The sequence below is a fragment of the Streptomyces carpinensis genome, from assembly GCF_002154505.1.
Taxonomy (GTDB): Bacteria; Actinomycetota; Actinomycetes; order Streptomycetales; family Streptomycetaceae; genus Streptomyces; species Streptomyces carpinensis.
This window is the reverse complement of record NZ_MUBM01000102.1, coordinates 1-19,671: the sequence shown is the minus strand read 5'-3', so window position 1 is coordinate 19,671 and position 19,671 is coordinate 1. Positions and strand designations below refer to the sequence as shown.

The 19,671-nt window shown below is 69.6% G+C and carries 16 protein-coding genes and 2 pseudogenes; 4 read left to right on the top strand and 14 right to left on the bottom strand.

Annotated features, from left to right (window positions below; translation table 11 throughout):
• Positions 1-49: 49 nt before the first annotated feature.
• Both BZY54_RS15380 and BZY54_RS15375 read left to right on the top strand, forming a co-directional pair.
• Positions 50-700 (top strand): HAD family hydrolase, encoded by a 651-nt coding sequence (locus BZY54_RS15380; protein ID WP_086725754.1) that lies wholly within the window; start codon positions 50-52, stop codon positions 698-700.
• Between the two features lie 315 nt (positions 701-1,015).
• Positions 1,016-1,957: a sugar phosphate isomerase/epimerase family protein gene (locus tag BZY54_RS15375; protein WP_086725753.1), complete on the top strand. Its 942-nt coding sequence runs from the start codon at positions 1,016-1,018 to the stop codon at positions 1,955-1,957.
• Between the two features lie 155 nt (positions 1,958-2,112).
• On the opposite strand, the gene BZY54_RS15370 is transcribed toward BZY54_RS15375, so the two are convergent.
• Positions 2,113-3,096, bottom strand: coding sequence for a helix-turn-helix domain-containing protein (locus tag BZY54_RS15370; protein WP_086725752.1), 984 nt, complete (start codon positions 3,094-3,096; stop codon positions 2,113-2,115).
• Positions 3,097-3,208: 112 nt separating this feature from the next.
• On the opposite strand from BZY54_RS15370, the gene BZY54_RS15365 reads away from it, so the two are divergent.
• Positions 3,209-4,237 (top strand): saccharopine dehydrogenase family protein, encoded by a 1,029-nt coding sequence (locus BZY54_RS15365; RefSeq protein ID WP_086725751.1) that lies wholly within the window; start codon positions 3,209-3,211, stop codon positions 4,235-4,237.
• A gap of 15 nt (positions 4,238-4,252) precedes the next feature.
• On the opposite strand, the pseudogene BZY54_RS53225 reads toward BZY54_RS15365, so the two are convergent.
• The 11 genes and pseudogenes from BZY54_RS53225 to BZY54_RS15310 form a co-directional block, all read right to left on the bottom strand.
• Positions 4,253-4,521 (bottom strand): annotated as a pseudogene (locus BZY54_RS53225) (ATP-binding protein); the annotation flags it as partial.
• Positions 4,522-4,560: 39 nt separating this feature from the next.
• Positions 4,561-6,354: a hydroxysqualene dehydroxylase gene (locus tag BZY54_RS15355; protein WP_086725750.1), complete on the bottom strand. Its 1,794-nt coding sequence runs from the start codon at positions 6,352-6,354 to the stop codon at positions 4,561-4,563.
• A gap of 167 nt (positions 6,355-6,521) precedes the next feature.
• Positions 6,522-7,226: a Clp protease N-terminal domain-containing protein gene (locus BZY54_RS15350; RefSeq protein WP_086725749.1), complete on the bottom strand. Its 705-nt coding sequence runs from the start codon at positions 7,224-7,226 to the stop codon at positions 6,522-6,524.
• A gap of 129 nt (positions 7,227-7,355) precedes the next feature.
• Positions 7,356-8,240, bottom strand: coding sequence for a fructosamine kinase family protein (locus BZY54_RS15345; RefSeq protein WP_086725748.1), 885 nt, complete (start codon positions 8,238-8,240; stop codon positions 7,356-7,358).
• 290 nt (positions 8,241-8,530) lie between these two features.
• Positions 8,531-8,851 carry a hypothetical protein gene (locus BZY54_RS15340; protein ID WP_208640662.1) on the bottom strand — a complete coding sequence of 107 codons (321 nt, stop codon included), beginning with the start codon at positions 8,849-8,851 and terminating at the stop codon, positions 8,531-8,533.
• A gap of 503 nt (positions 8,852-9,354) precedes the next feature.
• Entirely contained in the window at positions 9,355-9,615 is a 261-nt protein-coding gene (locus tag BZY54_RS15335; RefSeq protein WP_208640661.1) for a hypothetical protein, read from the bottom strand.
• 366 nt (positions 9,616-9,981) lie between these two features.
• Complete coding sequence (locus BZY54_RS15330) at positions 9,982-10,344, bottom strand: hypothetical protein (RefSeq protein WP_208640660.1); 363 nt, start codon at positions 10,342-10,344, stop codon at positions 9,982-9,984.
• 493 nt (positions 10,345-10,837) lie between these two features.
• On the bottom strand, positions 10,838-12,058 hold the full coding sequence (locus BZY54_RS15325; RefSeq protein WP_086725785.1) for an RNA-guided endonuclease InsQ/TnpB family protein: 1,221 nt from the start codon (positions 12,056-12,058) through the stop codon (positions 10,838-10,840).
• Positions 12,059-12,269: 211 nt separating this feature from the next.
• Complete coding sequence (locus tag BZY54_RS15320) at positions 12,270-13,085, bottom strand: ATP-grasp domain-containing protein (protein WP_086725747.1); 816 nt, start codon at positions 13,083-13,085, stop codon at positions 12,270-12,272.
• Positions 13,082-13,984: an ATP-grasp domain-containing protein gene (locus BZY54_RS15315; protein WP_086725746.1), complete on the bottom strand. Its 903-nt coding sequence runs from the start codon at positions 13,982-13,984 to the stop codon at positions 13,082-13,084. The genes BZY54_RS15320 and BZY54_RS15315 overlap by 4 nt, the downstream gene beginning before the upstream one ends.
• Positions 13,985-14,529: 545 nt before the next feature.
• A complete protein-coding gene (locus tag BZY54_RS15310) occupies positions 14,530-15,243 on the bottom strand; it encodes a VIT1/CCC1 transporter family protein (RefSeq protein WP_086725745.1) in 714 nt (237 codons plus the stop codon).
• Positions 15,244-15,888: 645 nt separating this feature from the next.
• Here BZY54_RS15310 and BZY54_RS15305 point away from each other — a divergent pair.
• Complete coding sequence (locus tag BZY54_RS15305; protein WP_107419723.1) at positions 15,889-17,481, top strand: ISL3 family transposase; 1,593 nt, start codon at positions 15,889-15,891, stop codon at positions 17,479-17,481.
• Between the two features lie 332 nt (positions 17,482-17,813).
• Here the strand turns inward: BZY54_RS15305 and BZY54_RS15300 are convergent.
• Together BZY54_RS15300 and BZY54_RS15295 are read right to left on the bottom strand one after the other, a co-directional pair.
• Positions 17,814-18,248, bottom strand: a pseudogene (locus BZY54_RS15300) (CGNR zinc finger domain-containing protein); the annotation flags it as partial.
• 24 nt (positions 18,249-18,272) lie between these two features.
• Positions 18,273-19,511, bottom strand: a complete 1,239-nt coding sequence (locus tag BZY54_RS15295; protein WP_086725783.1) for an IS701 family transposase — start codon at positions 19,509-19,511, stop codon at positions 18,273-18,275.
• Between the last annotated feature and the right edge of the window lie 160 nt (positions 19,512-19,671).

Sequence of the window (19,671 nt, the reverse complement as noted above, 5' to 3'; positions counted from 1 at the left end):
ACCTCAGTTCCTTCGTCGGACTGCCCAGGGATCCTTCTATGCTGCTCGGATGATCAAGCCGATTGAACTGGTGATATTCGACTGCGACGGGGTTCTGGTCGACAGCGAGCGCATCGCCGTCCAGGTCCAGGTGGCCCTCGGCGCCGAACTGGGCTGGCGGCTCACCGAAGAAGAGGTCGTCGCCCGGTTCATCGGGCGCTCGCACGCCGCCATCCGCGAGCAGGTCGCCGAACGGCTCGGTCAGGAGACGGCCACGGTCTGGGCGGAGCGGTTCGAGCTGCTGCACCGTGAGGCCGTGGATGCCGGTCTGGTTCCGGTCGAGGGGCTGCCCGAAGCGCTGGACGAGATCACTCTGCCGACCTGTGTGGCCTCCAGCGGCTCCCACGAGAAGATGCGCCACACCCTGGGCCGTACCGGCCTGTACGAGCGTTTCGAGGGCCGTATTCACAGCTCCACGGAAGTGGCGCGCGGCAAGCCCGCTCCCGACTTGTTCCTGTACGCCGCCGAGCGGATGGGGGTGGCTCCGGCGGCGTGTGTGGTCGTCGAGGACAGCCGCCCCGGGGTCCATGCCGCCCGCGCCGCCGGCATGCGCGCCCTCGGCTACGCGGGCGGGCTCACCCCGGCCGAGCACCTGGAAGGTCCCGGCACCGTCGTCTTCCACGACATGCGCAAGCTGCCCGCCCTGCTGCACGAGATGTGACGTACGGATCCTGCGATATCCCCTCGGGGAGGCTCGACCGTTTCCCGAACAGGCAGGCATGCGCACTCGCTCCCGGACGGCGGCCTCATCTTACAGAGCAGCAGGTCCTGACAGAGGTTTCCGGGACTCCCGGGTCCGGCGCCCCCGGTTTCGAGGAGCGTGAGGCGGGCCGGGATGTGGTGGTCGCTCAGGCTCCGCAGGCAGCTGCGCGATCAGAGGAGTCGGCGACTTAGGAGCGGGCGGTGTCGAAGACCTTGTGCGAGCGGTTGATGTGTTCATAGCATCCTCTCAACTTTCGCTGAGAGAGGGACAAAGATGAACTCCGCTCAAGGAAAGTCGCACGGTCGCCGTCAATTCCTCCGTGGAGCAGCGGTCTCCGCCGCCGTTCTGGCGGCCGGATCGCAGGCCTGGCCTGCGCTGGCAGCCCCGGCGCCCGACGGCGCGGGCAGACGGGTTCCGGCCGGACGGATCGGTTTCCAGCTCTACTCGGTGCGCGACATGCTCGCCGTCGATCCCGAGGGCACCCTCGCGATGATCGCCGACGCGGGTTACGCCGAGATCGAGCCTGCCTACACCTACGGCGGGCGCAGCGCCGAGCAGTTCCGCAGGATCGCGGACGCGAACGGGCTGCGGGTGATCGGCAGTCACCACAACCCGGGTGACTTCCGGGGTGCCCGGGCGCAGCAGACCTTCGACAACGCGGTGGCGCTCGGGCAGGAGTATGTCGGCGTCTCCTACATGGACGGCGCCCAGACCGCCCAGGGCTACCGTGCGATGGCGCGGGAGATGAACCAGTGGGGCGAGGCCGCCCGGGCCCGGGGGCTGCGCTGGTATGCCCACCTGCACGACAACGAGTTCCATGCGGATCCGCAGACCGGGCAGACCCTCTTCGACGTGTGGCTGGAGGAGACCGACCCGGATCTGGTCTGGTTCGAGATGGACCTCTACTGGATCCTGCGGGCGGGTGCGGACCCGGCCCCCTACCTCAGGTCGTACGAGAAGCGGTTCCCGATGCTCCACGTGAAGGACGGCGCGCCGTGGAACAACGTCGAGACGGACCTGGGAGAGGGTGAGATCGACTTCGCGGGGATCTTCGCCAACCTGCGGCAGCTGCCTCACCACCACTACATCATCGAGAGGGACCAGCAGCCCGACCCGGTCCGCACCGCCCATGTGTCCTACGACTATTTCCGCACGATCCGCGTAGGCCCTCCGGGCAAGGGCCATGGGCCCGGCGGGGTCGCTCAGGGGTCCTGACACAGGCGCTTCCGTCGACGAGTGAGCGCCGGTCTGGCGAGCTGAGCGCGCCGGCACCGGTTTTTCGCCAGGACATGCCCGGCACTGGGTGCGAGGACCGGTGCCGGGCTGCGTTGCGTGAGCGGCTTCGGGTGTTTCCTCTCCCTTTCTGCTCCTTACGGCTCGGGCTCGCGATGTTGCCCGTCGTTCGAGCCGGGGCGGGTTCGCGAGCGGAAGGTGCGGCGGTAGGTGTCCGGCGGCACCCCGACCGTCCGTTGGAAGTGTCGGCGCAGTGTTGTGGCCGTGCCCATACCGGTGGCCGCCGCGATGGTGTCGACGGTGTCGTCGGTGGTCTCCAGCAACTCCTGGGCGTGGCGGATCCGTTGGGTGAGGAGCCATTGCAAGGGGGTGGTGCCGGTCACTGATCTGAAGTGGCGGCCCAGGTTGCGCGAGCTCATCCGTGCCTGGCGCGCGAGGTCCTCCACGGTGAGCGGATGGTCCAGCCGTTGGATCGCCCAGGGGAGGAGTTCGGCGAGCGGGTGGTTGCCCGGGGCGGGGACCGGGGTGGTCACGAACTGGGCCTGGCCACCGTCCCGGTGGGGTGGAACGACCAGGCGGCGTGCGAGCGTGTTGGCGACGGACGAGCCGTGGTCGAGGCGGACGAGGTGCAGGCACAGGTCCATGGCGGCGGCCTTGCCGGCGGAGGTGAGCACGCTGCCGTTGTCCACGTACAGGACGTCCGGGTCCACCGTCACCCGGGGGTGGCGCCCGGCCAGCTCCTGGGTGTGCGCCCAGTGCGTGGTCGCACGCTTGCCGTCCAGCAGACCGGCGGCGGCCAGCACGAAGGCGCCCGTGCACAGGGAGGCCACGCGTGCGCCCGCCTCGTGGGCCGCGCGCACCGCGTCGATCAGCTCGGCCGGCGGGTCCTGGTCGATGTCGGCCCAGCCGGGGACGATCACGGTGTCGGCCATCGGCAGGTGGTCGAGTCCGTGGTCGGGCTCCAGCCGGAAGCGGCCGGCCCGCGCGCTTTCCGGTCCGCAGACCGAGAGCTGGTACCAGGGCTCTGCCACGCCGGCCGGGTCGGCTCCGAAGACCTCGCACGCCAGGGCCAGCTCGAAATGCAGCATGCCGTCGGTGACGGCCAGCGCGACAGCAGTCATGTCCGGAATTGTATGGGGCACGGCGTTCCAGACAGTCGCGGTGAGGGGGCGGCCTTCGCCAGGATGCCCGTGACAGATCGCAGCGGATCACCACAGTGCGGGGGAAGAACTCATGGGATCGGGCCAGACGGTGGCGGTGTTCGGCGCGTACGGGCACACCGGGCGGTTCGTGGTGGCGGAGCTGAGGGAGCGTGGGTTTCGGCCGGTTCTCTCGGGCCGCGCTGCCGACAGGCTGAAGGCGCTGGCGTACGGAACCGAGCTGGAGGCCCGCCCCGCGTCGGTCGACGACCCGGCCTCGCTCGACCGCGCGCTGGAAGGCTCGGCGGCCGTGATCAACTGTGCCGGGCCCTTCGCCACGACGGCCGCCCCCGTGATCGAGGCGGCCCTGCGGGCCGGGATTCCGTATCTGGACGTGGCGGCCGAGATCGAGGCCAACGTCGATACGTTCGCGCACTTCGCCGACCGGGCACGGGACGCGGGAGCGGTGATCGTCCCGGCGATGGCGTTCTTCGGCGGCTTCGGCGACCTGCTGGTCACCGCCGCGATGGGCGACTGGACGGGGGCCGACGAGGCGCACATCGCGTACGGACTGAGCGACTGGCACCCCACCGCCGGGACGCGCGCGGCGGGCGCGGTCTCCCGGCAGCGGCGAGACGGCCGGCGCATCGTCTACAGCAACGGGCGCTTGGAGCACCGTCACGACGCCCCGCCGACCCTTCAGTGGCCCTTCCCCGACCCGATAGGTCCCCGGCCCGTCATCGGGGAGTTCACCATGGCCGACGTCGTGACCGTACCCAGCCACCTGTCCATCCCCGAAGTGCGCACCTACATGACGGTCCAGGCGGCCCGGGACATCGCGGCCCCGGACACCCCGACGCCGACCGCGGTCGACGAGCGCGGCCGGTCCGCTCAAACCTTCCTCGTAGACGTCGTCGTGCGCTCCGGCGACGCCGAACGCCGCGCCGTGGCCCGCGGCCGGGACATCTACGCCGTCACCGCGCCACTCGTGGTGGAAGCGGTCGACCGCGTCCTCACAGGACGGACCAACGCGGTCGGTGTCGCCTCCGCGGGAGAAATCTTCGACGCGCCCGAGTTCCTCCGCGCGCTGTCCCCGGACATCACCTTGGAACTGCGTCCATAGCGGACGCCGTGCATCGCGGCAGCCGTGCATCGCGGCCTCGGTGCCCAGGGCAATCGGCAGGTGACGTGCCGGTGCCGGAGTCGCCGATCCGGCAGAGCGGCTCTCCCTTCCCGATCCGTCGGCAGACGGCGCGGGTGTCGACGGTGGCGAGGTCGAGGTCGGCGTCGAAGTCGAACGCGCGCAGGCTCCTGTCCCTTGGGGAAGGAGGCGGCCTTGATGTGACGCCCGGAACGTCGGCGGGCCCGGTCGTCGCACTCGGTCGTCAGCGGCTCGGGTGTGCCGCCGGCTGGGCCGCTGCCGTTCGGCGGCAGCGGCCCTCCTCCTCACCCCAGGTCGAAGGTGTTGGGCAGGCCGAGCCGGTAGCGCACCTCGTCGATGCGTTTGAGGGGCTCCAGCTCCTGGGGGCGGTACAGCTCCCAGATCCGGCACCGTTCGGCGTTTGAGCCGTCCTGGTCCAGCAGCGCGTTGACGGCCCGCCGCGCCGACTCGTTGGCGCCTTCCATCGTCGCCAGGTCCACGTCGGTGCGGACGTAGTCGCCGGCGAGGAAGAGGTTCGGTACGGCGGTCTTCGCCGACGGGCGGTTGTAGAGCGTGCCCGTGGGGTGGATCAGGAGCGGCTCGCGGTTCTGCGGATCGGGGCCGCCGAGCCCTGTCACGGCCGGGTCCATGAACCAGCCGAGCCGGTCGGTGTCCGTGAGCGTCGTCTTGCCGGAGTCGTTCAGGGCGTCCTTCAGTTGCGCCCAGCACTCCTCGACGATCTCCTCACGCGTGCACTCCCGGGCCGTCTTGCCGTACAGGATCCCCGGCTGGTCCCACTCCGAGACGATCGCGGACAGGCAGTCGTGGGCGCGTCCGTCGCCGTAGTCCTTCGAGAAGTTGCGTACGTCCCAGAACTGCGCCTGCCCGATGGCCGTCACCGACCAGGGTGAGTCGAGGCAGTTGATGTGCCCGTGGACGACGGGGGTCGGCGTGCCGAGGTAGAACTGCACACCGGTCATCCAGTCCGTCTGCAACGCGTCGCACCGGGCGAGTTGCGGGTCGGCCGCGCGCAGGGCGGCGCCCCAGGTGCGCCGGGCGTGCTCGACGGGCATGGCGCAGACGTAGTGGTCGGCGGTGACGGTGCGTTCGTCGCTCCCGTCACGGGCGGAGACCCTCACGCCGGTGACGCGCCCGCCCGCGTACAGCACCTCCCGCACTTGCGCGCCGAGCACGAACCGGACGCCCAGCGAGCGCAGGTGTGCGGACCAGGGGTCGATCCACGCCTCGCTCGTGGGTGCGTTGAGCACCCGGTCGATGTCCGCGTCGCCGTCCATGCCGCGGCCGAGCAGGCCCCACAGCAGCAGCGCCTCGATGATGACGCGGCCGACGGTGCGGGTGGAGGCGATCTGGGCGCGGGTGGCGACGAGGTTGCGGGTCTGCCCGATGCCGAGGAGCGTGCGGTACTCCTCGCTCATCCGCTCGGCGCGGATGAACTCCCACCAGGAGGTCTTCTCCCACTGGTCCTCGCGGCGCGCGTCGCAGCTGGTGAGGTGGACGAGGACGCGGTCGGCGAAGTAGGCGGCCTCGTTCGCGGGCAGCCGGCTGCCCAGGTCGAGAACGGAGAGGATCTGGTCGCGGATCCAGGACGGGGTGATGTCGCCGGGCGCGGGCGGGGTGGTGACCCGCCTGAGGGGGAAGTGGAGGTCCGGGCGGCCCGCCTCGCGGGCGAAGAGCGCCTCGGTGCCGCTGCGGAGGTTGTCGTGGACGCCGTTGGCGTTACCGGGGAAGGGGATGCGGCGCATGGTGTCCGGCAGGTTCCGGTAGAAGCCCGGGAAGAAGCGGAAGCCGTGTTCGCCGGGCAGGGGCCTGCGGCCGCCCGTGCCGGTGTGGGGGACGTCCATCGAGCGGGCCTTGCCGCCGAGGACGTCGTAGTACTCGTAGACGGTGACGGTGTAGCCGCGTTCGGCGAGTTCCTGGGCGGCGCTGAGTCCGGAGACGCCGCCGCCGAGGACGGCGACGTACTTACCGGTGGAGGCTGCGGCAGCGGCGGCGCCCGGCCGTAAAGCGAGGGCGCCCACCGCGCCGCCGGCACCCGTCAGGAACCGTCTGCGGGTTGTTCCCTGGTGTTCTGTTGTCATGGATACGGGAGGGTAGGCAGAGCGGGGACGCGGCGACAGGTCGCCGTTCGGTCGCCCACGGCATCCTCACAACGTGCGGGATTCATCCGAACCGAAGCACGAATGAGTCGACGTATCGGCCGCCCCTCCCCCACCAGCACTGCAAAGTCTTGGCGACTGATCTTTTGTTACTGCCCGTCAGGCACGGCGAGCCGTTTGGCGATCTCGGTCTTGACCGTCTCGTGCAGCTCTTCCGACGTGAAGCCGAGGCCGCGCAGGATCTGCGCGGCCGGGCTCTCCTCGGCCCGGATCAGACCGAGCAGCGTGTGCTCCGTGCCGACCCAGTCGTGGCCGAGGTCGGCCGACACGCGGCGTGCCTGCTCGATGGCCTCCTTGCTCTCCGGCCGGAACGCGATGTGACCCCGCAGCGCCTTCTCCCCGGCCGGCGGCATCGCTTCCTCGATCGCGTCGCGGATGCGTTGCTCCGACTCGGCTTTCGCCACCAGCACCTCGTACGCCAGGCCCCGCGGTTCGCCGAGCAGGCCGAGGAGCATGTGTTCGGTGCCGATGGAGTCGTGCTTGTGCGTTCGGGCGGCCTCCTGCGCCAGCACGATGCTGTGCCGGTTCAGGTCGGTGAACCGCTCGAACGCGGCAGGCGCGTGGCGTTGCTGGGCGGCCTGTTTGGACACTCCGATGGCGTCACCGATCTCGGTCCATGACGCGCCGGTCTGCTTGGCCTTGCTGACGTAGTGGTCGATGAGCTGGTCACCGAGGTCGGACAGTGTCTGGGCGCGAAGTCGCGCCTCGCTGATGCGGGCCAGTTCGCTGGCGTCGGGGAGTTCCTCGTCGAGCCGGGCGATCAGGTCGGCGAGGCTGATGTCGAGTGGACTCATGCGTCAATTTTAAATTGACGATCATTCATCGTCAACTTGTAATTGACGCTCGTTCCGGTGCACTTCCGCACTCCTGTGCGATGGTCTGGTTGGGACTCGTATCGAGATGAGCCTTCGACCCAGCTGGGCTCAGGGCCGCCGGCGGAACGGCGCGAGCGTGGCGCGGACGAGGTCGGCGGCGCCCCAGTCGGGGTCGAACTGGGCGATCACGGCCAGGTGCTGGCGTAGCTGGAGGATCGGCATGCGTTCGCGCCAGTCGCGGTCGAGCCCGGTCAGCTCGGCGTACAACTCGAAGAACACGTGTGCCTCGGGGGGCGGCGCCGTCGTCCACAGGTGGGCCAGGTCGACCTCGGCCCACGTATACGACACGGCCGGGTCGATCAGCGCGGGCCGCCCGTCGGGGGTGGCCATGACGTTCAGCGCCCACAGGTCGCCGTGCGTCAGGCACGCGGGCCTGACCGGCAGCAGCTCGGGCAGCCGGTCGCACAGCCGCTCCAGCGCCGCCCGGTCCGCGGCGTCCAGCGCCTCCTCGACGCGAGGCTCGCCCAGCCAGCGCAGCAGACGGTGCTGCGCGAAGAACTCGAACCCGTCGTCGTCCCAGGTGTTGACCTGCCGACGGCGGCCCAGCCAGTTGTCCCGGTGCCACCCGAATCGTGGGTACCGCGTGGTGGTGTGCAGGTGGGCGAGCGCATGCGCGAGCTGCTCCCAGAAGGCGCCGGTGCCCGACCGGGGCCGCAGCACGGACAGCACGAGCAGGTCGCGGTCCGCGAATATGATCTCGGGCGTGGCCACGCCGCCCGCCTCGCGCAGCACGGTGAGCCCTTCGGCCTCCGCGGCGAAGGCGTCGCCCGACGGCGGCTCGCCGAACGCCTTGACGAACACCGACGTGCCGTCACCGCGGCGCGCGAGCCCCGCAGTCGCGGCGAGGCCTCCAGCGGCCGGTTCGACCGCGACGACGTCGGTCAGGCCGGCCACGTGCAGGCGTTGGAGCAGGAAGGACGTCGGGTCTGTCACGGGTGTGCTCCTCGGTGATGGTCACGCATCATGGCAGTCAGGGCCGAGCCCGCGGCGGCTTCAGGCAGGCCACCTCGAACGGTCGGGCGCGAGCCGGCAGATCCGAAGGTGCTCGCGCCAGCCGCCCCGCCGGTCCGAAAGGCCGGCGGGGAACTGGTAGTTGCCGGGGCCCTGGCCGATCGAGTTCTCATGCGTGACGATGGTGATGGGGTGCCTCCCTGAAGCCGGGTCCGACCTCGAGATCCTGCACCAGCCCCCTCGGCCGGGACAGGGCGGGGTACGTTCAGGCGTCACCGGCGGATGAGGGCACATCCGAGGACGAGGAAGGCCTCATGGAGGTCGTCGCGGATCTCCCAGCGGATCCCCAGACGTCGGAACCAGTGCAGCAGGCGTCGGAACAAGTCCAGATGGGCGAACGCGCGCTCCAGGGCCCGGCGTTCGGTGCCCCGCCCAGAGGCGTGTCCAGTGCCCCGGCGGGCGATGAGCGGCTTCACGCCGAGATCCCGCACCGGATGGCGGTACTTGTCGTGGTCGTAGCCGCGGTCGGCCGGCAGCAGGTCCGGGCGGCGCCGGGGCCGGCCGCGCCGATCAGGCTGCCGTGCTCCGGACACGTCGCTCTGCGCCGCACGCCGGCTGGAGCGCCCGCGCAGGGGTCGCCGACGTCGTGACGGCCCTGACGGCCGGCAGGATCAGCGATGGCTGCCGCCCCGTTTGGAGGGCCGAGACCGGTCGCCACGACGCGTTCGGGTCCTGCCGCGGCGACAGAGGAGGACCATGAGGTACGTGCCGACGGTGGCCGGGACGAGGACGCCGGCGATCCATGAAAAACGGAGCCGGTTGTCAGCCCACGATGTCGCTGTCTGCCAGCCGTGAGGCAGTCCGAAGAGAAAAACCGAGATCAGAAGTGAGAGAACGGCCGACGCCAGCACGGCGATGACCAGGCAGGCAGCGAGTCCCGCCCACCACGCCCTCGCGACATTTCGATCCACGCCGCCCCCTCGTCCTGCGTGCGGGCATTGTGCCGCCGACGATCGACGCCGGACAACGCACCGGACAACGCCGTGGGATGGTCACAGGGAGCGGCGAGGATCACGCCGTGCCGGCGTTCCGCGCGTCACCTGCCGGAGCTGAGCCAGCGGTGCAGGGCTTCGTGCACGCGGTCGGACAATGTGCTGAGCTCTACGATCGCCTCCCGGTCTCCGGGAAAGGGGGCGATGCCGGCCGCGGTCAGTGCCGCGTACAGGTCCAGGCGCCGCAGGTCACGCGGATCGAGGAGGCAGGCGATGCGGTCTGCGGGATTGGGCGGCGGTAGCGGGGAGTCATACGCCGGGGCTCGATCCCAGGTTCGATCGGCTACTGCGGTGAAGGTGTGCATGATCTTGCTCCGTTCCGTGTGTGCTTCCTGGTCACGGTCTTCGGCCTCCACGGGCCTCGGCCTTCCGGCGCGGCGGGTGGATCGGTTCGCCGCCTGCCGGCAGGCACTTCTTCGGCCCGTTGCGGTGAGCGGTACCAGGGCCAGTCCGCTGCTGCCCGGTCCTCGCGTCGGTCGCCATGGAGGCGGCAGGCGTCCGCCGGTGAGGGCTCGTCGCCTGGTCCGTGACCATCGGCCGATCCCAGTGGTCGGCGTTCGCCCGGTGGTCCACCCTGACCGGGGACCCGGCTCGTGGGCGCCTCGCCGCTTCGTGCCGGTGGCCGCGTTCAGCGTTCACCGGCACGCCCTCCGGGCGGTCAGCGGTGGTGCTCACCCTCCGCCGTGGCGCCCGTCGCCGGACGGTGGCCAGCGCGGTACGTGTCGATGATGCGGTCGCGGCCGTTGTGCAAGGTGGCGGTGTCGGTGGCGGTGTTTCCATGCGTACTGGCAGCGGTCCTCGAACAGGTCGGTGTCGCCGCCGATGCCGGTGGGGATGCGGCCGAGTGCGAGGCCTTGCAGGCTTCTGTCCTCCCGGCCCGGGAAGTCGTAGCGGGGCTCGGTGATCTGCACACGCTTGCGGTAGATGCCGTGGTCGGCGGCGGACGCCAGCAGGGCCACCGCTCCTACCAGAGCAGCAGCCGCGAGCGCGGCAGCGGCCAGACGGCGGGCGGGCACGGAAGCGGATACAGACACGGGCTCTCCCTGCAAGGTGTGGACACAACCTCCCGCGGCCGCAGGCCGTGAGCCGGGCTTGCGCAATGTGCGGTGGCAGCCGGTCGGCCGCCGCACCACACCTTTCCCGCAGCCACGGCGAATACGGGCAATGGACGAGCTGCGTTACAGATCGCTCATAATTCTGTGACTCTTGCCTGTATGTTCCATTTATGTGCTCAGATCCGCATTTTGGTTGCCCGTCAGGCAGCACCATCGCCACGAGCACGGCTCCCCCGCCCTCGTCCCACCGTCCGTCCGGCACCCGAAAGTGAGTAACAGCCATCCGGACCACTCGCCGAGGTGGGCGACAGCGGCGTCAGTCGGGATCCGGCGCGGAAACGGCAGAGTTACGGCGCTGACCTGGTTTTCGTGGTCCGAGGCGATTGAAGGCGAATGGGCGACTCACTTGAAGGCTCCCCTCCCTGAGGGGAGGGGATTCTCCACCCTCCAGGGCTGAGCGGGGATTTACGGCTCAGGCTGCCGCCTGGGCCGGCGGCCCCGGCGGTCTTACGCCCTCAGCACCGTCCGGGTTCCAACCTGCCCGGACCAGCATCACGCGGGCGGAGTTCTTGTCCCTGGGGGACACCGCTCCACACACGGTGCAGGTATACGTTCTCATCGAGAGAGGTAGTGCGTGCTTGGTTCTCGCTCCGCACTGCGCACAGTCCATCGTGGTGTGCGCCGGGTGCACGAGACGGACGTCTCGCGCGTGTTTGCGGCCCATCTCGACCAGGGCACGCTTCGTCGCGGCGATAGCGGCATCGGCCGCCTTGCGGGCCATGGTGGTCTTCGCGAGGAATTTCGGCCTAAAGTCCTCCACCGCAACCCCGTCGTGGCCGCGCATCACCCGCTTGGCCCACTTGCGGGCGGTGTCCTCCCGCTGCCGGGCCACCTTCTTGTGCAGCTTCGCTGCCTGGGTTTGCGCCTGCCGATAGCCGGCGGATGCGGGCTGTCCCTTCGGACGCCGCCGCCGGGCCATCATCCGCTGGTACTTCGCGAGCCTCTGCGCGGCCCGCTTGCCGTGCTCGCCATGCGCAAGGTCGTAGGCATCGTCCGTGGTGGTGGCGGTCTCCTTCACCCCCCAGTCCACGCCCAGGACGCGGCCGGTCCCAGAAAGCGGCTCGACCTGAGCCGGGACGACGAAGGACGCATGCCAGTGGCCGAGGCTGTCCTGGTACACGCGCACACTGGACGGGTCCGCGGGCAGCTCGCGCGACCACACCACCCTCAGGACGATCCCGGCTGCCAGGTGCAGCCGTCCGGCATCAAGCCGGAAACCGCGCCGGGTGTAGTTCAGGCTCGGCCGCGCCTCCCGCTTCCTCTTCCACCTGGGCATCCCGGCCCGGCGGTGCATCGGAAGCCGGTCCTTGATGTCCTTCAAGGCCTTCGCGCGACACGTGGCGAAGTCGCGTATCACCTGCTGCTGAGGCACGCTCGCGCCCTCAGCGAGCCAGGGCGTCACCCTGCGGGCCTCGGTCAGCATCTTGTCGAGCTGAGCCGGACCACATGTCAGCTTCTCGCCACCCGCTGTGCCCTGTACGTGGACCTGCTGGGACTTGGCCACGCATTCGTTCCAGATCCAGCGGCAGCGATCCCACTCGGCTTCGAGCCGGCGCCTGGCCGTGTTCGACAGGCGCACACGGAAGGTGTACCGGGCATGCCCGGCCTCCTTCGCGGTCGCTTCTGTCGTCATGCATCCGAACCTACCCGGAAGGACTGACAGTTGAGAATTCTCGATCACCGCGGGCGACATCACCGCCATGCCGGGAGGACACCGGATCACCCTGACGGCGATCCGGCTATCCCTGCCCTGCTCCGCAGGAGCCCGATTCCTCCCCGGCCTGAAGACCGGGGCATCCTCGGAGGAACCCGGTGAACGGCGGTCCGGCTCCCCGGGGCCCGGCTCACCCTCCTCCCTGCTCCTCCGCGGTGCGCAGCACGAGTGCCGTCAGTGCCTCGGGGGCACCCGCCTGACCGCGGACCCCGGGAAAGGCGTTGACGTCCACGATCCGCGGTGTGTTGCCGCCGGCATCGATCAGGTCGACCCCGTACACCTCGAGCTCGAACAGCGGGCCGATCCCTCTCGCCATCTCCAGCCATTCCTCAGGGAGTTCATGGAGCGGCAGCGACACGGTCTCACGCCCGGCAGAGGGGTCGCCGGCCAGCTCGGAGCGTCGCAGCGCCGCGAACACCTGACGGCCTATCACCCAGAGTTTGCGGTCCCAGCCGTCGTTGGCGGTGTAGGGCTGTACGACCACCGGCTCGTCGGCCCACTGGCCGCACAGGTCATGGAGCCGCCCGGCGTCGTCGATCCGTGCGACCAGGTCACCACGTCTGCTGTGGCGGCTCTTCACCACCAGCGGATAACAGAGTTCGGGCTCGGTGGCGAGGTGTTGGAGCTTCGCGACGGTTCTGTTGCCCACGAACGGCAGTCCCGCGGACACCGCCAGTTCCGCCATGAGGGTCCTGTCCTGGCACAACGCTGTGGCAGAGGAGGAGTTCACGACGGGTGCGCCGCGCTCCTCCAGCGCTCTGGCCAGGGCGAGGGCGGGCGCCGTACGTGCCTTGAGGAGGTAGACGTCGGCCGGTGTGTCGGGAATGCGCGGGCCCGTCGCGTCAGCAGGGTCGATCCAGTCGACCCTGTGGCGGGGTGTCAGAAGAGCGGCCGTGGCGGCCAGCAGCGGATGGTCGGGCCGCGGTGTGATGAGACCAACCCTCATATGGTCTCTCCGACGGCCGCCGGAATCTGTGCCGGAGTCCGGGCGGCGTGCACAGACGTCACGACGGCGGCCGGTGGCGGCGCCGCGCCTCCGTCGCGTGCCAGTTTCAGGACCGCCCTCGCCACCCGGGCTGGCGCGTCGGGGACCTGACGGAAGCTCGGAAAGTCGTTGACGTCCACGACCACCGGACCGTCAGGACCCAGGAGCACGTCCACGCCGTACAGGTCGAGCCCGTAGACCTGGCCGACCTCGGCCGCGATCCGCGCCACCTCCGTGCTGAGTTCGATGCGCCGTTCGGTGATCGTGCGGCCCGGGTGGAGCGGCGAACAGCGCTCGGTCGCGTACAACTCGCCACCGACGCAGTACACCTTGAGGTCAGCCCCGGAGTTGGGCACGTACGGCTGGGCGATCAGGACTCCCTCGCCTGCCAGCTTCGCTCCCATCTCCTTCAGCCGGATCGGCGACGACACGAGGTGTACGCCGCGCCCCGAACTGCCGTCGGCCGGCTTGACGACCAACGGATAGTCCGCCTCCGGTATGTCGGCCAGAGTCTCCCAGCGAGCCACCGCGTAGGTCAGCGGAACGGGCAGCCCGTGGCTGCGGCCGATCGCAGCGGCCAGCGCCTTGTCCCGGACACCTCTGATGGCGCGGGCGTCGTTGACGGTGGTGAGCCCGACGGCTGCGGCCGCCTCCAGCAGTGTGAGTCCGGGGCCACCCGACACCGTCTTGAGCACCCACGCGTCGTGGCTGCCCTTGCGTACCGCCTCGGACACGGGCACCAGCGAGCTGCCGGGGCGCAGAACGTCCACGCTGTGTCCCCAGGAGGTGAGTTGGCGAATCACCTCGACGGGCATGCCGTCATGACGGTATTGCTCCTCCACCAAGAAGCAGAGTTTCATCGGCCTTACCCCATAACCCCTCAACCCGGTGCGCCCGGGCACACGGCCCGACGACCTGACACATGAGAGGTCATGATCTCCTGCGCCCGCTTCTCGCTTCACCAGGCCCCCTTGGAGGGCATCTGATCCAGTTGGTCGGTGTTCTGGGATGTTCTTGTGACGGCTGGCGTCGGCGGTCGTCGCACGGTGAGTGAGTGCTCGTCGGCCCTATGGCAGCGATGTGTCCGATGCGCGCCGAGCTTCGATCGGGCCGGTCCTCACCGTCTGGCAGGCGTATAGACGGGGGCCGCGTTCAGACGTGTGCGCCGGGCCCTCTCGCCGTCGATGGCTGCTCCGCACCGATGGGCCACTCGCACTCGACCTGGGGCCGGGTCGACCCTCGAAGAACACTCCACGGCCGCCGGGCCCGCACGCTGCTGCTGGGCAGGACTGGCACCCTCGCCGGCGACCGTCCTCAAGTCCTCGACGTCACCGCCGCAGCGGGAGTGGAAACCGGCGCAGGTGCCGCGCCCGGCGGCAGTCCCGCCACGGTGGCCGCGGCGTGCTCAGACACCGGAGACGTGGGCGAGTTGTCCGACGGCCGCCGTGATGGCCATGGCGAGCCCGCCACCGAGGACCACGCGCAGCGCCGGACGCACGAGGGCGGTGCCGGCGGCGCGAGCGGCGAGAACACCTGCCAGGGCGAGACCGCAGAGGGTGACCACGACGATCAGCCACAGGCGTGCGGTGGCCGACCCGGCGAGCAGCCCGAGGAACGGCACGCCTCCGCCGCCGAGGAAGCTTGCGGCGGAGGCGAGGGCGGCCTGGAGGGGATGGGCCGCGGTGTGCTCGCTCTGGCCCAGCTCGTCGCGCAGATGAGCCTTGAGCGGGTCGGCCTCGTGCAGCGCCTCGGCGACCCGCCGGGCGAGTTCCCGCGGCACTCCCCGGCCCTCGTAGATGGCGGTGAGCTCGGCGAGCTCGGCCTCCGGGGCTTCGGCGAGCTCGCGGGCCTCCTTCGCCCGGTCGGCATTCTCGACATCGACCTGGGAGCTGACGGACACATACTCGCCGGCGGCCATCGACATCGCACCGGCGGACAGACCCGCCAGGCCGCCGGTGACGACAGTGGAGGTGCTCACTCCGCTCGCGGCCAGGCCCACCATCAGGCTGGCAACGGACACCAGGCCGTCGTTGGCACCGAGCACGGCCGCCCGCAGCCACCCGGCCCGGCCGGCGGCGTGGCTTTCCCGGTGAGAGTCGAGCATGCCGAAGAAAGTCATCAGATCCGAGTTTCTATCAGGCCGCGTCAGCATCCACGTCGCCGGGAAGCCCGCCGGTTGCCGCATCCGACCGCTCCCGCACGCGCCGGCACGCCTCCCCTCGTCCCATCCTGCAGGCCGAGGCCGACCTGCACCACGTCGGGCACGCACTCCCCCGGCGCGGCCCGCACAGAGCCCGCACAAGGACGTCCGCGATCACTAAACCCCTCGCGGCCCCGGTGTCCGTCGCCGTACTCAAAAGGCCGGCCCGCTGCCGGAGGCCGCCCGGGGGCGGGCAGGGCGAGAACGTCGGCGGGCGACGCGTACGCCACGGCGGAGCCAGGTCTCGTGGTGGACGTGCCGGCGGGCACCACCCGGCACCCGGTCGTGCTCCCTGTCAAGTTCTTGTGTTCAGTTCTCGGACTGTCTCGGCGGCTCTGAGATGGAGCGAGGCCGCCGCAGCGTCGATGCTGCGGCGGCTTCGTTCATTGCGGGCTTTCAGACGAACTTCCATCCTGGAGACCTCCACGCCTACCCGCCAGCACCCCCGACTGCGAAGAGCCGATGAACGCCGATCAGTATGTCGGCGACGGCTCAATATGGGTTCTGGATCACTTTCCGTGCCAGAGCCACGGAGCGTCACCGGAACCGCGATCATGAACGGTCGTGGCTGACGATCTCCTCCAAGACCTCTGGCTTCACCGGACCGCCGATGTCGCGGTCAACACCGTGACCACCCACGCTGACCGCGTGACCGTCCACGCCGCCACGACCGGCAACGAGGCAGGCTGTCCGTCATGCGGAACCGCCTCGACCCGCGTGCACAGCAGCTACGTGCGGCGGTTGGACGACAGCGCAGCGGGTGGGCGCCGGGTGGTGATCGAGTTACGGGTCCGCCGATTCCGCTGCCATGAACGAGCTTGCCCCCGGGCCACGTTCGTCGAGCAGGCGGCGGGGCTGACCTTCCGCCACGGACGGCGGAGCCAGGGCCTGCAGACCGCACTCCAGCAGCTCGCCCTGGCCCTGGCCGGCCGGGCCGGCTCTCGCCTGGCTGAGACCTTCGCGGTCCCGGTGAGCCGCTCCACGCTCCTGAGGCTGATACGCGCCCTGCCAGATCCAGCGCCCGCGGTGCCGCGCGTGCTGGGCATCGACGAGTTCGCCCTGCGCAAGGGCCACGTCTACGCCACGATCCTGGTCGACATCGAGACCCGCCGCGCAGTCGATCTGCTGCCGGACCGTACAGTCGAGACCGTGCGGTCCTGGCTTGCCGACCACCCAGGGGTGAAGGTCGTCTGCCGCGACCGGTCAGCCTCCTACGCCGAAGCCGTCCGGCTTGGCGCCCCGGACGCGATCCACGTCGCCGACCGGTTCCACCTGTGGCAGAACCTCGCCGACGCGGTGGAAAAGACCGTGCTCCAGCACCGTGCACTGCTACCCGAACCGGCCCCTGCGGCCGAGCCGGTTTCGGCTGTCGCCTTGGCGTCCATCAGCTCCGAGCCCCGCCGGACCGGCCGGCTGTCCGACCGGGTCCGTGAACAGCACGCCGCCGTCCACGGGCTCATGGAGGACGGGTTCAGCCTGCGCGCCATCGGCCGACGACTGGGCCTGGCCCGCAACACAGTCCGCCGACTGGCCGGCGCGAAGGACCCGGACGAACTGCTGGTCGGCCGCTGGACCGGACGTGGCAGCATCCTCGACCCCTACAAGCCCTACATCCACCAGCGGTTCGCCGAGGGCCACACCATCGCCCGGCGCCTGTTCGAGGAGATCCGACAGCGCGGCTATCCGGGCCAGGAGCAGATCGTGCGTGTTTACGTGCGCCGGCTGAGGGAGGCGTTCCCCAATCAGGCCCCTCCCCGACGCAAGCCCTCCGTCAGGGACGTGACCAGCTGGATCACCCGCCGCCCCGACCGCCTCCGCGACGAAGACGCCCAGCAGCTCAAGGAAGTCCTCGCCCGAGTCCCGGTGCTGGCCACCACCGCCGAGCACGTCAGGGCCTTCGCCGAGCTGATGAACGACCGCCGCGGACGAGAGCTCAAGGACTGGATCACACGCGTCCAGCAGGACCAGGTCCCGGTCCTTCGCAGCTTCGCCAATGGTCTCCTGCAGGACCTCGATGCGGTCGTCGCCGGCCTGACCCTGAGCTACAGCTCCGGAGCCGTCGAGGGTCACAACAACAAGATCAAGATGATCAAGCGCCAGATGTTCGGCCGCGCCGGCTTCGACCTCCTGCGCAAACGCGTCCTCCTCGCCGCATGAGGGGGCCGGTCGTGGCGGCGTGGACGGTCACGCGGTCAGCGTGGGTGGTCACGGTGTTGACCGCGACATCGGCGGTCCGGTGAAGCCAGAGGTCTTGGAGGAGATCGTCAGCCACGACCGTTCATGATCGCGGTTCCGGTGACGCTCCGTGGCTCTGGCACGGAAAGTGATCCAGAACCTCATTTCACCCGTCGACGACACAGTAAACGTATACGTATTGATTGAGGACGTTGATCGAAGGCGACGGATGGCTCTTAGTGGTGCCGTTGGGGGGCCCAACGCGACAGATGCGTCGCAGGCGTGGGGCCCACTTGGATGTACCGAGGTAACGATCACTCTGCTGATCTGGGGTTTTTGCGCTGCTTGGCATTGAAGCGCGCTTTCTTCTGACGATTCCCGCACGTGTTCATCTCACACCATTTGCGGGTGCGACTTTGGCTGGTGTCGAAGAAGGCGGCCTGGCAGGTTGGTGATGCACACAAGGCCAATTTTCCGTCTCGTTCGCCTGCAATGATGCTGATCGCGTCGGCGGCGATCACGCTGAGGGCATCTTCCACGCAGGAAGCCGAGCTAAGTCGCCATTCACGATTTCCCTCGGGCGTCAGGACAGCCGCGGCCCGACCCTGAATGCTGCAGTCATTGATGACTTGGACAGCAGACGCAGGGAGAGCGTCCTGGATCGCGGCCGCCGTTGCGGCGGCGTGAATCGACTCCCTCAGTGCCCGAGCGAGGTCGAGCTGGGCAGTGGTGCAGGACTCCACGGCTAGTACTCCAGCTGTAGATCGTGATCTTCATGTCTGGGATGCGGCTTGTCGCCGGTAGTGGCTGGTGCGTGATCGCTCCTGATGGCGGCGGCGCCAGTCGGACCAGCCGAGCCGGTGGGCCGCGCCGTGGAGAGGCTGGACGACGAGGGTGATGAACAGGCGCTGGATCTCGTTGCAGGACAGCGGGACCAGGCCGTCGGGTGCGGGTCGGCGGGCGTGTTCTTCGGCGCGGATCACGGCGAGGAAGGCGTGGGCGAGCATCACGAGGGTGACCCAGCGGATCCAGGAGGGGTAGCGGCGGACCTGGTGCTCATCGAGGCCGGCCAGACCCTTTTCGCTCTGGAAGGTTTCTTCCACCCGCCATCTGGATCCGGCGACCTTCACCAAGGTGGTCAGTGGAACCGGTTCGGGTGAGTAGCAGCGGTAGTAGGCGAGTTCCCCGGTGGTGCGGTTGCGGCGGATCAGCAGTTGGCGGTGGCCCGGCGTCGGGTCGGCCAGGTCGATGACGGCCCAGTCGTAGAACCGCTGTCCCTTCGCGCCGCGTCCGGCCGAGAGCTTCTGCCAGGCCCGCTTGGGCACCTTCCGCGCCAGGGCATCGGCGTGGAACGTGCCTGCACCGGTGGTCAGTTCGGTCGAGCAGGCCACCGCGAGCACATAGCCCAGGCCGCGTTTTTCCAGGGCCGCCCGTAGGTTCGGGTTGCCGCCGTAGACCTCGTCCCCGGTGACCCAGCCGACGTGGTGTCCGGCGTCCAGGAACCGTTCGATCATCATCTTGGCCAGTTCCGGCTTGGTCGCGAAGGCGGTGTCCTCGCCGAGCCCGGCCGCGTGGCAGCGTTCCGGGTCGCAGGTCCAGGAGCGCGGGAGGTACAGCTCCCGGTCTACCGCAGCGTGCCCGCGCTCGCCGGCGTAGACGAGGTAGACGGCGACCTGGGAGTTCTCGATCCGCCCGGCTGTGCCGGTGTATTGGCGCTGGACGCCGACGGTGTGGGTGCCCTTCTTCAAATCACCGGTCTCGTCGACGACCAGCACCGCGGCCTCGTCGTGGAGGTGCTCGACGATGTATTCACGCACGTCGTCCCGGACCGCATCGGCGTCCCAGGCGGCCCGGCACAGCAGGTGCTGCATGCCGTGCGGGGTCGATTCCCCGGCCCACTCGGCGATGGTCCAGCAGTTCTTGCGCGGCAGGTCCGACAGCAGTCCCAGCACCAACCGCTTGGCCCGCAGGCGGGGTTCGACCCGCGCGAACCGGCCCGCGATCCGGCCCATGGCCGCCTCGAACGCCTCCCGCCAGCGGACGGGATCTATGCTGTGGCCTGCGGCCACCGTCTCGTCGTTTGTCCACACAACTCACGATGATCAACGGTGGCCGCACCCGTCTCCGTACCCGCCCCGACCAGCAAGATCACGATCTACAGCTGGAGTACTA

What these genes read in the sequence shown, in the direction of transcription:
- BZY54_RS15310 (WP_086725745.1), bottom strand. Translation starts at nt 15,243, where the DNA reads ATGACTTTCTTCGGCATGCTCGACTCTCACCGGGAAAGCCACGCCGCC.
- BZY54_RS15320 (WP_086725747.1), bottom strand. Translation starts at nt 13,085, where the DNA reads ATGAGGGTTGGTCTCATCACACCGCGGCCCGACCATCCGCTGCTGGCC.
- BZY54_RS15335 (WP_208640661.1), bottom strand. Translation starts at nt 9,615, where the DNA reads ATGCACACCTTCACCGCAGTAGCCGATCGAACCTGGGATCGAGCCCCG.
- BZY54_RS15355 (WP_086725750.1), bottom strand. Translation starts at nt 6,354, where the DNA reads ATGACAACAGAACACCAGGGAACAACCCGCAGACGGTTCCTGACGGGT.
- BZY54_RS15365 (WP_086725751.1), top strand. Translation starts at nt 3,209, where the DNA reads ATGGGATCGGGCCAGACGGTGGCGGTGTTCGGCGCGTACGGGCACACC.
- BZY54_RS15295 (WP_086725783.1), bottom strand. Translation starts at nt 19,511, where the DNA reads ATGGGCCGGATCGCGGGCCGGTTCGCGCGGGTCGAACCCCGCCTGCGG.
- BZY54_RS15350 (WP_086725749.1), bottom strand. Translation starts at nt 7,226, where the DNA reads ATGAGTCCACTCGACATCAGCCTCGCCGACCTGATCGCCCGGCTCGAC.
- BZY54_RS15375 (WP_086725753.1), top strand. Translation starts at nt 1,016, where the DNA reads ATGAACTCCGCTCAAGGAAAGTCGCACGGTCGCCGTCAATTCCTCCGT.
- BZY54_RS15315 (WP_086725746.1), bottom strand. Translation starts at nt 13,984, where the DNA reads ATGAAACTCTGCTTCTTGGTGGAGGAGCAATACCGTCATGACGGCATG.
- BZY54_RS15370 (WP_086725752.1), bottom strand. Translation starts at nt 3,096, where the DNA reads ATGACTGCTGTCGCGCTGGCCGTCACCGACGGCATGCTGCATTTCGAG.
- BZY54_RS15325 (WP_086725785.1), bottom strand. Translation starts at nt 12,058, where the DNA reads ATGACGACAGAAGCGACCGCGAAGGAGGCCGGGCATGCCCGGTACACC.
- BZY54_RS15380 (WP_086725754.1), top strand. Translation starts at nt 50, where the DNA reads ATGATCAAGCCGATTGAACTGGTGATATTCGACTGCGACGGGGTTCTG.